Annotated in this window: 8 protein-coding genes; 2 read left to right on the top strand and 6 right to left on the bottom strand. The window is 49.4% G+C overall.

The genetic code is table 11. The features are described 5' to 3' along the window. Nucleotide 1: 1 nt before the first annotated feature. The gene (locus tag ELAC_RS06480; protein ID WP_158227824.1) at nucleotides 2–1,375 is read left to right on the top strand and encodes a TolC family protein; all 1,374 of its coding nucleotides are present in this window, start codon (nucleotides 2–4) and stop codon (nucleotides 1,373–1,375) included. On the opposite strand, the gene ELAC_RS06485 is transcribed toward ELAC_RS06480, so the two are convergent. Both ELAC_RS06485 and ELAC_RS06490 read right to left on the bottom strand, forming a co-directional pair. Then, entirely contained in the window at nucleotides 1,372–2,004 is a 633-nt protein-coding gene (locus ELAC_RS06485; RefSeq protein WP_098038479.1) for a carbonic anhydrase, read from the bottom strand. The genes ELAC_RS06480 and ELAC_RS06485 overlap by 4 nt on opposite strands. Before the next feature lie 12 nt (nucleotides 2,005–2,016). Beyond that, the gene (locus ELAC_RS06490; protein WP_098038480.1) at nucleotides 2,017–3,807 is read right to left on the bottom strand and encodes a hypothetical protein; all 1,791 of its coding nucleotides are present in this window, start codon (nucleotides 3,805–3,807) and stop codon (nucleotides 2,017–2,019) included. 565 nt (nucleotides 3,808–4,372) lie between these two features. On the opposite strand from ELAC_RS06490, the gene ELAC_RS06495 reads away from it, so the two are divergent. Further along, a complete protein-coding gene (locus tag ELAC_RS06495) occupies nucleotides 4,373–5,701 on the top strand; it encodes an APC family permease (protein WP_098038481.1) in 1,329 nt (442 codons plus the stop codon). A gap of 97 nt (nucleotides 5,702–5,798) precedes the next feature. Here ELAC_RS06495 and ELAC_RS06500 read toward each other — a convergent pair whose 3' ends face one another. The 4 genes from ELAC_RS06500 to ELAC_RS06515 form a co-directional block, all read right to left on the bottom strand. After that, complete coding sequence (locus tag ELAC_RS06500) at nucleotides 5,799–7,760, bottom strand: acetate--CoA ligase family protein (RefSeq protein ID WP_098038482.1); 1,962 nt, start codon at nucleotides 7,758–7,760, stop codon at nucleotides 5,799–5,801. Continuing rightward, nucleotides 7,760–8,575 (bottom strand): class I SAM-dependent methyltransferase, encoded by an 816-nt coding sequence (locus ELAC_RS06505; RefSeq protein WP_098038483.1) that lies wholly within the window; start codon nucleotides 8,573–8,575, stop codon nucleotides 7,760–7,762. The genes ELAC_RS06500 and ELAC_RS06505 overlap by 1 nt, the downstream gene beginning before the upstream one ends. 170 nt (nucleotides 8,576–8,745) lie before the next feature. After that, complete coding sequence (locus ELAC_RS06510; RefSeq protein WP_098038484.1) at nucleotides 8,746–9,624, bottom strand: outer membrane protein; 879 nt, start codon at nucleotides 9,622–9,624, stop codon at nucleotides 8,746–8,748. Between the two features lie 442 nt (nucleotides 9,625–10,066). Then, a complete protein-coding gene (locus tag ELAC_RS06515; protein ID WP_098038485.1) occupies nucleotides 10,067–12,046 on the bottom strand; it encodes a hypothetical protein in 1,980 nt (659 codons plus the stop codon). Nucleotides 12,047–12,096: the final 50 nt, after the last annotated feature.

Here is a 12,096-nt window from a genome sequence, read left to right on the forward strand (position 1 = left end):
TATGAGATACTTACTTATCCTCCTTGCGCTTCTGACATCCTGCGGGCCTAGCAAGTGCCACATCCAATCGCCGGAGATCACCGAGGACTGGAAAGAAGAGCCTCCCGAGAATGCCGTTTGCGGCGCCAAAGAGGCCTTTTGCTGCCTCGAAGATAAAGAGCTGATCGAGCTCATCGGACAAGCCCTCGACTACAACAAAAGCTTGGACATCGCCTTTTACACACTATTGGAGGCCAAAGCTCTAGTCGGAGTCGCCAAGGGCCCCCTCTTTCCCAGCCTCGTTTTCAATCCCCAAGGCGTCAAGCAAGAGAGTTTGATCAACGCGCAAGGAATCGTGGCTGCCGAACCCCTCCGCACGATCCAGACAGACTACACCTTTCCCCTGTCGGCAAGCTACGAACTGGATCTTTTCGGAAAGTGGAAAAGCGCCTATTTAAGTTCCGTCCATAATGTAAAAGCCAAGAGGGCCGCCTACCGCGGAGCGCTTTTACTTGTAGCTTCCTCTACAGCCGAAAACTACTACATCCTAAGGTCTCTGGATGCTGAAATCGATGTTCTCATCAAGAGCATCGACATACTGCGGGAGGCGCTGGAAATTAACGAAGCGCGCTATGAGGCCGGCCTCGTTCCCTACACCGATGTGGCAAGAGCTAAAACAGAGCTTGCCAACGTCCAGTCGGACATGGAAAACACCAAACGCTTAAGGCAGCTTGCTGAAAATTCCCTGGCTGTCCATTTAGGGCAAAACCCTTCCCTATACGCCAAGGCATACGACCCCCTCTTCCTCACTCCCCCCGCTGTAACGCCCCCATCTCCGGGGCAACTTCTGGCTATCCGACCTGACATGGCCGAAAAAGAAGAAGAGATCCATCGGCAGATGGAAGATGCCAACGTCGCCTTCGCCGATCTCTTTCCGGCGATCGCCCTTACAGGATCTTTCGGCTACGATTCCTACTCTCTGTCGCACCTTCTGGACTGGAAAGCGAGGTTTTGGTCCTTTGCCATCGGCCTGACGGAAACTGTTTTTGATGCCGGAAGCAAAGAAAGTGAATGGGAAGCGGCAAAAGCCCGGCTCTGGATCAGCCTCGCCGCCTACTACAACCAGGCGCTGATCGCCTTTCGTGAAACGGAGGACGCCCTCTCGGAAATTCGTTTAAGGAAGAGCGAGCGGGAGTATCTGGTCGAAGCGGTAGCTGCCGCCCAGGTGACTTTAGAGCTCACCAACCAGCGCTACTTAAAGGGGCTGGTCAGCTATTTTGATGTCGTAGATGCACAAAGGACGCTGCTCAGCAGCAGAAGAGCGCTCGTGAAAGTTCAGGGCGCGGAGTTTGGCGCCCTGATCGGATTGATTAAGGCCACGGGAGGTGGGTTTTAAAACCCCCACTCCACTGACCCCTCTTTAAGCTCGAGATATCCGGTTGTCACAAGCAGCTTCTTCTCGGAGATAAGCTTGCTGATAACAGGCGTCTTGGAAATATAATCGGCTACAAAACGTGCGTTATCTTTCGTCGCCTTCTCAAGGGCGCCCTTTGCTTTGGGGTCCACACCCTTGATCGCCGGCTGGATTTTCTCGGCAATCGCCTCGATGTCTTGCGTGTTGTTGTCCAAAGTTGCCTGCACCGCGCCGCAACTTTCGTGGCCAAGCACCACGACCAAGGAAGCCTTCAGGTAGAGGGCCGCAAACTCGATGCTGTCGAGCTCCAGAGGGCCCACGACATTGCCTGCTACGCGCACGACAAAGACGTCGCCAATTCCCTGATCAAAGATAATTTCAGGCGACACTCGAGAGTCGGAACAGGCGACCACGATAGCAAACGGCTTCTGCTTCGATGAGAGCTCGGCCCTTCGCTCAGCTCCCCTGTTGGGATGCTGCAAGTCTTCCTTGACATATCGCTGATTTCCCTCCTTCAGTCTCTTCAGCCCCTCTTCCGGGGGAATCCCCATCAAGAAAGCCGGTAAAGCCAAGGCAGCAACGGCAATTATTGCCTGAATCCAGTTTTTCATCTTTTGTCCTCCTTAGATGACAGTGCTTGTTTGTATTTCTTCTGATGGATCGATGCCGTTTGCCAAATACTCATCCTTCGTTGCTTTGATCCTCGCGGTAAGTCCCGGGTAAACAGATTCATCCCGCATAAGCGCGTAGGCTTTGGTGTTGAAGCGCCTGAACGTGTCTGCAATCATCAGCTCGGCGATAGCCTCCTTTTCCGTGATTCCACCGAAAGGCCCCTTGCCCATCGGACCCAAAGTGATGGGCGCAAAGTTAAGGTCCAGGGGAGAGGGTGAGTCGGGTGTGTTTGTATACTGGCTTCTATGCAGCCAAGAGTGCCAGAGTGTCACATGATGGATGTAGTCTGCAGCGAATCGCTCCATCATCTCGCGGTCGTTCCCTTTCGGTCCCGAGGAATCGACAGCTATCGGACGGAAACTGCGCACTCTTGTATCGCTCTCTTTACCCTTGGTCCTTGCCGGAAGAGTGCCGTCGGCTTTGCCGCCAATTTCGTTGGCGTCCTGAAAAACGCTTAAATCCGCTACACCTTCCCAAGGGCGGTAAGGAACCGATTTTTTATGCAACCGATCAAAAAAGGCATGCACCAGCTTCCACTCTTTGACCATGGAACCCCAGTTTTTATCAAAAAACTCCTTCACTGCTTCGCGAACATTTTTATAGTGCACTTTTTGCACTTTGCTGAAGGTGTGATTATTGGTGAGCGGCTCTCTGGGCTCAAAAGAAAACGGATCAAGAGCACCCAGCGTGTCGGCGATCATATGGGAGATACTCTCAACACTTAAGGAAGAGACATTCAGTATTCCCTCCTCGCCAAATATTGCCGTCTTGCCGAGTTCGTTGCTGATTTTTCTGATGAGATGAGTGTGGGGCAGAATGAGCTGTCCAAATGTGGTGTGCTGGAGGAAGTCAAAGGCCGACTGGGCGACAAAGGATCCATAAACATGTCCGATGCCGAGGTGGTATACTGTTTGTCCGTAGACATGAAGGGCGGAGTTCATCGCGCGAAGCCCCTCTTCAAAGTCTTCATCGCCCGGCCTGTAGACCTGCTCATTGTGGGTGAACTCCTCAGGGCTCAGCGCATCCCCCCTATCTACAAAGTCGATGTGAATCTGCTGCAAAACGCCCTTCTCTCCCTCCACCTTAAAGAGCGCTTTGACATTCGGAAGTGCCATCTCCTTGTCAAAGGCGTAACGGTCCCAGCAGATATCGGCCGCAAGCAAGTCGCCCTCTTTCTTCAGATAGAGAGGACAAATGCCATTCAGCATCAACTTCCAGCTGTTTTCCGCTGTCAGCGGAGTGGCCTCCACCCCAAAGGAATTCTGGCAGCTGCTAACGTCATGCGTCCCAAAAAAATCGAATCGTTCTTTCAAATTCTCAATTGCGCCCTGGATTTTAGCGGGAAGGGTGGCTTTGACAACGCGAAGGGTGTAACTCAAAGGCACCCTCTCCGCTTTGAAATAGTCGTCAAACTCCAATTTACCAAGATCGACTTTAGACCCGACTTTAACATCGGGGACTACCTTTTCTGCCACCTCCCAGCGCTCTTTCATGAATTGAAGGCGACGATCGGGAGATTGCTCTTCCTTGAGTAGGCGAAACGTAAGATCGACCTTCTCCTCGCGACTGTTCAGCTTGGGAACTGCTACTTTGAACCGCCCGTCTTCCGAAGTTTTACCGTAGGAGAGAAACTGCCCATCCCCGTCATACACGTTGAATTTAGCCTTCCGCCAAGAGCCGTCTTCGTCTCCGGTAAACTGCCCTTTTACTGAAAAAAACCGTCCCTGACTCACTTCGTTCATCCGAGCCTCCTTGGCGAAACTTTGCTGCAGTAAGAGCTATTTAGCCCCTTCATTATCCGCATAGTTTGTTTTTCAAATATTTAATTCCATCTCCTCCTCATACTACAACGACCGATTACATTTATACCGAAAGTGTCTCAAAAATTGGATTTGTCTTTACGAAAGCTCTCCAAGATCGAAAGATTCCAAGTCGCCTAATACTAGAAACATAAGATGACTTTGTATCCTTTCAATCCCGAGGCTTTCTCAAAGCCCACATGCCAAGTTTGGAGATACTTTCGGTATAAATGCTCAGAGTAACTATTATCTTTTAAAATAGAACCTTGTATGTTATAATTTTTTAATTAATAACTTGGTCACGGACAGTTTATACCGAAAGCGTCTCAAAATTGAGGCTTTTGGCCATGAGAAAGATCCCCAAGATTGAAGGATTCCAACTCACCTCATATTTCTAATATTAGGCGACTCGCATTCTTTCAAGCCCGAGGCTTTTTCTTTGCCAAAAGCCCAAATTTTGAGACACTTTCGGTATCAACTGCCGTCGCTACCCAAAAGAAAGGATGTCATGACCACAGCTCCCTCCACAGAATTCAAACTATCTCTGCCAACGGCTGTCCTCATTAACATCAATATCATGCTCGGAGCCGGCATCTTCATTAATACGCCAAGCCTTGCCCAAAAGGCCGGCCTTCTCGGCGCTTTCATGTATATTTTAGTGGGCATCCTGATGCTTCCTCTGATCCTCTCGATCGCCCGCATGCTCAGAATCCATCCATCGGGAGGGTTTTACGTTTTTGCCAAAGAGGAGATCAGTCCCCTGGCAGGATTTTTAAGCGGGTGGTGCTATTTCACTTCAAAAGTTGCCTCCTGCATGCTGATGATCCACGTCTCGATGACCCTTTTGCAGCATATTTTCCCACCTCTTGCCGCCGTCAGTACTTTTGTCCTCGACTTCCTCACCGTAGGTGTTTTCTGCGGCCTGAATTTTTTGAACATCAAAGCCGGCAGTTCGATTCAAAAGATGTTTATCGCCTTCAAAACTTTTCCGATCTTTTTCGCCATTGCTGCCGGTATTTTCCTTTTAAATGGGGATAATTTCACCGCCCCGCATCTTGAATGGGAGGGAGTCCCCTCCAGCCTGCCCTTGGTTATCTACGCGGTGATCGGCTTTGAGGCGGCCTGCTCGATGAGCAGCAAAATCAAGGACGCCGAGAAGAATGCCCCTAAAGCTGTATTGATCTCTTTTTGCTCGGTGATTCTGATTGCCACCATCTACCAGGCAATATTCTACGGAGCTTTGGGAGATAAATTAGCTGAGTGCGCCGGCCACTGTGATATCTTCCCCGCTATGATAAGCACCCTTTTTGGCGACAGCGACTTTGCCGGCAAATTCCAAGGTATTATTCACTTGGCGATCGCTTCTTCGACGCTCGGCGCTGCCTACGGAATCATTTTCAGCAACTCCTGGAACCTGCACATTCTGGCTGAAAATGGCCATGTGGTGATGTCCAAATTTTTCGCCCGCTTAAACGTCAATTCCATCCCGGCCGCTTGCGTCGTTGTGGAGTGTGTGCTCTGCCTGAGCTACTTAGCTGCCAGCCAAGGGGTTTTGATCCCTCTGCAGCAGATAGGCGCTCTCGGCTGCGTCCTCTCCTACACCTTCAGTGTGGCCTCGCTCTTTTTTGCAGCAAAGCAAGGGCGCGAAAACTCCGGCAGCAAGCTCTTGCCTACCCTTGGCCTGATCAGCTGCTCTCTCCTCATCTCAGCTTGTATCCGTAGTTTCTTCTTAAACGGAATGAGTTCGCTGCTCATATTCGCCTTCTTCTTCACCTTGGGTGTCAGTATGTACTACGGGACAGCAAAAGCAAGGAGAGAGGCCCCGGAAGCAGCCTGACTCTTCGCCTGGAGAGCTCGATAAGAAGTCCGGCTTTAGCATGGATATGCTAGAGCCGGCAATGATCTCGGAATGAAAAAGAATATGCCAGTCGACATCAGTGACCGACAGGCTCCTTGGACAAAATCCTTTTCAGATCTCCATCCGGCAGAAAGGCTCCATCTTCAATTCTATCTTCAATCTCACCGCGGGTCAAAAGCCGGGCGGGAGCGAAGGGAGCATCGCTATCAATGAAGTCATACACTGAGGGGTCGCTGACAAGAAAGTCCCCCCGGCAAGTGGAAAAGAGCGTGTGCAAGAGATCACACAGCTCATTGAACCGCGGAGCATTGACCGACCGGGGCATTCCAAGAAAGAGCAAGCCATCGAATTGATCGAACGGCAAGCCTTCATGCATGATGTCATCCATCTGTTGGATGGAGTAGATGATCAAATCGACAGTCTGATCACTCAACAGCGCCTGAGCGGCTTGATATGACGACGAAGCCGCATGCACTTTCTGTTGATTGATGTAGCCCCCGGAATTGCTCGCCCACCCTATCTTTTGATATCGGCAGGATAGACTCGATTGCAGTTTATCAATTATAACCTCTTCTGCTGCATTGCTGCAGACCACAATGACAGGAATACGGCCTTGATTGGGGACAAACATCTTCAGAAGGAGGGGGTACATGTGCGCTGCAGTCACTGTGCCGATTTGAGGCTGCGCGTTGATCTCGATGACGGCCCCACCCGTTTCCAGGTAAGATTGCCGAATATCGGGCATGATGAGATCGATGCCGGCGATATCGAGTCTAAGCAAAGCCGCCGCTGACTCCGCGAGACGCTTGTTATCGGGATGCACCTCGTCGAAGACCGCCACCGGAACTCCTCCAGAACCGATATTGGAGATCCGGCTTAACTGGACAAATCGACCGGCAGTGGGGACGCTTCTCAAGGAATATCCTTGGTGGGACAGCACCTCATGCGTGTCCTCGTCGACTGCGATAGGCTTCAATGTCGGCACCCGGTCGCCTTCAGGAAGACGCGACCGATTGATCTGATCGATTAGCTCGCGGACACTCTTCTTGCCGTCGCCTGTCACTCCGGCGGGGACCCTCTCAATTGCCCACACCAGTGTCCCGTTGAAAACCAGTAAGCGGTAATCTTTGCCAACGATGTGCTGTTCCAGCAAGACGATCTCAGAGTAGTGCCTAGCTTTGGCAAAAGCTTTTTTTACCTGCTCATCGGTCATGAGCCCGGCGCTGACACCCCTGCCACCGTCCTGATGATTAGGCTTGATTACGACGGGATACCCAAGCTGCCGCGCCATTTCCACGGCCTCCTCCTGGCTCTGAACAACCTCATGCCGGGGAACCGGAATTCCCATTTTCCTTAGGAATTTCGCGGTACTGAATTTGTTGCGGGCTATCGACGCTGCGATCTGAGGTGTTTTATCCGTCAGGGTGCTGTCAAACCATCGGGAATGAGCGCCATATCCTAATTGGAAAGCATTTTGAGTGAGGTAACGCCAGGAACCCCCCTGCTGATGGGCCGTCTCCAATATCCGTAAACTGTTCATACCCTTTGGGGCAAAGCTGTTTAAGTTTTCGATCAAAAGGGCGAGCTCTTCGGAAATTTCTTCCCGGTACGAAAATGAGGGAGCGGCCAGATGATGCAGAAAAAATTGCAGCATAAATGAAACTGCCAAGTGAAAGCACTCTTCCTCGAAGTAGGGAATCCACAGCTTGAAGGCCCCATCCTGTTCCGATAACACCTCAATGCGGATTGTATCAAAAACAGGAAGGCGGGCGGATTGCTGAAGCTTGACAGCGGCCTCACCAAAACAAGCAAGCAAATCTTTTGGGGAACGGATTGTCTTTGGGTGAAAGCAATATCTACCGCCATACTCCTCCAGGGATTGTTGCAAGGAGTGAACATCGGAGAGTCGAAATGATTGAACCTGCAGACTCAAACATCCGACCGACTGGCGAAATCCTTTGATATACCCACGATAAACGCGGGGTTTGTCAACCAAGGCAATGAGTGTGCGGGGTTTGTTGTCGTTTGATTTTTCCATTATATTTTCGAAAGCCTAAAGGTTGGGCAACAGCGGCCGAGATAATAACCGGGAGTGTGCAGACTCTTCTCGGAAAAGTGCCCGGAGAAGATCGATCGGATCTCGCTTTTTGTCGGAAACGTGTAAACCGTGTCTGAGAGGTGGTAAGTATCGATTGTGTCGATGGTCTCGCGGTTCCATTTCAATTTCTGCATATTCTGCAGAACCCCTTGTTTGAAACGTAAATCCCAGGTATTCCATACGTCTTTAAGACAGACACCTTGAGCTGTTTGCGATTGTAGGGAAATGGCGAGGCGCAATTTGAAAGCATGGAAGCTGGCGATTTTCCCTGAGAGTAGATCGTGGTAGATGGACTCGACGGGATCTACATTTTCAGGTTTGGTGAAAAAGCGGATGACAAAGAGGCCATCGGGTTTTAAAACACGCCGAATCTCCTGCGTGAGGGCTCTGTAATCTTTCCAAAGAAGCTGGCTATAGCACCCATCTCCAATAACAACATCAATGGATGACGATGAAAGCGGAAGCTGCAGCCAATTGGCCAATAATCCCATGGGGGTCAAAGTGGCCGTTTTTTTAGGCAGAACAGATTCGATCATTTTCTCGCTGCAGTCAGCCGCAATGAGCCTTGTGTGAGCGGGCCAGGGCAGGTGGATAATCTCCGGTGTGACACCGAGAACCAATACGGTTAAATGCTCCCTTTGAAGCTGCGCCTGTTCAAGAATCCATGCATAGGAAGTGTGGAGTTCTGCCTGTGAGGGCTTGAGAGGTTCTCCGATTAGAGCCCATTGCCGAGCTTGGTTGTCCCAGTGCGCCATAATTGATCGAATTCAAAGAGGTTGATGAATGAGCGGCAAACAACTGATGAAAGCCTCTGCGCTGCTTTTTCGCTAAGCATCCGGCTATCCAACCATATAGAAGTTATTTTGTAAATAAAGGATTGCAAAGAAGCTATCCACAAAGTGGATAGCTTCTTTTGAGCCGTCTCTTAACGACAACAGGCGTTGTCGAAGTAGTACTTAATGCCCACCAGAAAGGCTTGGGTGGCCATCTTTGCTGAAGAGGAGGTCTTGAAACCATCGGCGATGAAGTTGTCGTCTTCACCGTTTGCGAAGGTTGAATCAGCGATTCTTTGTGTTTTGGCTTTTCCGTAATAGGAATAGATGTAATCCGAAGTCAGGCTTAAATTGGGACAGAGTTTCCACTCACAGCCTAAACCCAGTCTCAGAGCTGATTTGTTGCTTTTTTTTGTTGTAGAAAGGGTTTGGACAGAATGCCCTACAAATTCACTTGCCTCTCTTCCATTATACTCAAAGTCCACCCTGTTCTTTGTGCGCAACTTGTTAAATCCAACCCCGACGCGGCCGTACAATAGAGTACAGGAATTCACAAGGAATCCGGGACGCAAATCAATAGCCAATTCTACATTTTGCGTGGATGCAGACGTCTTGGCCTTCAAAGAGGTATTGAAACTGTCAAACAGGGACTGATCGTTATGCTCGGTGTAGGCATAATCGCTTACTGACGTATCACGGGTGGCCGCGCTTACGAAGATTTCACCTGCGATGAACATGCATTTTCCAACTTGCTCGCCGTAGCCTAAATTGAGCGCCCCGGCTCCTCCCCAGCGGTAGACTTTCACGTCTTTCTGTCCTGATGAGATAAGACCGGGAACATGAAAGAAGTTTTCATATTGAGCGCTGCTTTCCCTGCTGAACTCTGTTGTCGATTGTAAAGCTCCCCCCATAACACCGGCGTAAAAGCCGTTAAAAGGACAGTAAGGGTCGGAAAGAAGGGGTGTTGAAGCGCCTAGTCCGGCAACGAGCACCGAAACTTTCAGCGCCAGTCTTGTTAAAGAAAATTTCATATTCCTCTCTCAGTTGATATAAATTTTGCGTTCTTATCTATAGCATACCGAAAGTGTCTCAAAATTTGGTTTTCGGCAAAGAGAAAGTTCCCCAAGATTGAAAGATCACAAGTCACCTAATACTAGAATGATCTTTCAATACCGAGGCTTTATCAAAGCCCACATGCCAAATTTTGAGATACTTTCAGTGTAACTCCTAGACAGTAGCGTAAGGAATCGAGATATAGCGGTCAAAATTTATTTTGTCAGCAATGAAAGAAGCGCGGCCGATCTTGAAAACCACTCTATCTCAGCGGCTCTCGCAAAAGATGGCTACGGATTCGGATTAAGCATGAATTCGTGCGGCTCCTAGAGGTTTGACGCTCTATCGAAAGTTTCTCAAAATTTGGTATTTGAGAAACTTTCAAAAAGCACCCTGCTGCTAACGGGTGATTTAATATAGTTAATCTGCACTGGAGCTGGATGAAGAAAAAGAATAAAATGACTCTTCATCCTCTTCGCTCAGTAGGCCAATGATGAATTTACCGAATTCGTCGGAGAGTTCATCCCCGATATCATCTCCTCCAAAACCCCAGGTGTACATCTTTCCTTCAAATTTCTCAGGAGGAGATTTCATCAGATTTTTTACAAAATCGATAGCCGGGAAGCTCGCAGGCAACTCGGACATTGCCAACTGGATAAGGCTCTTAAGAAACATTCGATTACCTTCTCTCGTTGCTACCTCAAAGCAGTCCATGCCGTCAGCACGTTTGAATCGGTAATCAAGCACATGCCTTAACCGCCAGCGCTGCACTTTATCGGTAGGAACCGGCAGAAACTGGTTTTTCTCCTCGATGGCAAGGAGGACAGCCCTGAGAAGCTTTTCACTGCCGCGCTCAGCCATCGCATGAAGAAGGGTGCAGCTTCCTTGATGATCATGAATTAAATCGGCATTGCTTCGCCATACAAGATTCTGCAGAAGAGAACTCACATGGCAGTATAGTTTCGGCACGATATTGTCTGAGGGCAGATAAAGAAGCTGCTCGTAGAGTCTGGTATGCGGCTTTCCCGGAAGAGTTTCCAATTCATCCTCTCTTTCGAGAAAGGGATTGTTTTGACCTTTATCCATAAAGCTTGCTTGAGATCTATCTCCAGCCATTTCCTGAATTAAGTGGCGCTTAATCTCTTTCAACTCATTCAATCGGTACACGTAGCGGCGCACCTTTCTCTCAACTCGGATCGTGGTTTCAGCCCGTTTCCCGCTGAAAACAATGCCGCTTTCACCCTCCAGGACGATTTGTTCAAAGGGACTAAGGATGCCAAAAGCTGCTGTTTTCACCAGTTTTTCCAGGCAATGACGCTCTTGCTGCTTGATCTCTTCGAGACGCGCTTTAAGACACTCTACCCACACCTCGCAGCGCTCCTCTTTGCTTTTCCCGCTGCTACCGAGGTAAATTTCACCCCAGGCTTCGTAGGTTTTCTTGTGCTCAGAGAGGAGACAGCCCAGACTTGAGAAGTCTTTGATCGCATGAGCGTACATCACGCTATGGTCTAAATCCTCAAGATAATTGCGGAAGTAATTGCGCATCTTTTGTATCTGGCAAGGTGAAAACAATGAGCTATTATCCGCCCCATGACTTGCATCAATTTTATTGGATGAATAGACCCCCTGCCAATACTCTGCATACACCGCAAGAGGATTTTGATCGGGGCTTTTTCCGGAACTCAGAGCTATCATGCCCAGCATATAGCCCGCCGCTTCCCCTATCTTAGGAGCACCGAGAGCTCCTCCCCACTTTTTCCCTTCCGACGCAGCCTGCTCGACATAGTTTTTTCTTGCACTGATCCAATTCCAAAAGGAGCTGTATACCCCCCCTGCCTTTTCATAAATTTGCTTGGCCATGGGCACGAGATCGATCCCGGAAGGAGTTAATTCCCTCTCGAACTCAGCGCTCGAATCGGAGGCGCAGTCGGGGTGACTCAGTGCAAATTGTTTCAAGCAGCACAACTTGATCAGCCGCTCACGCTCGTCAATCTCGCCCAGCAAAAGTTCTACTTTCTGGGATAAGCGCCTCATTTCATCTTCGCAATCGCTTTTTTTCTCTTTAAGCTGATCACATTCGCACATGTTCAGGCTAAGGGCTGCATCAACTTCCTGCATCGTATTGGATAGCTCTGTGATGGCTTTTTTCCTTCTCTCGTGTTCAACCACCTTGTACAAAAGCTCGTTGCAAATTCCTTCAATTTTTGAAACGATCTGCCATGTAAACTCGCTTCGCTCGGCAACTGAAAGGCTCGTTACGATCGTTTCCAAATTCTGCCGGTCCAGAGCCTCCTCGCAATTGGTCTGAAAAAGGGCATCGTCTTCTGCCTCTTGTCCTTTTATCTCCCTGTCCCAGCTCAGACAAAATTTGCACAGCTCTCCACTTCCCACTGCCTGCATAACACTCTCTTTATTAGATGTTTTTTAAGATAATAAATGTTGTTTATTAT

Origin of the sequence: Estrella lausannensis (assembly GCF_900000175.1) — a bacterium.
Lineage (GTDB): Bacteria > Chlamydiota > Chlamydiia > Chlamydiales > Criblamydiaceae > Estrella > Estrella lausannensis.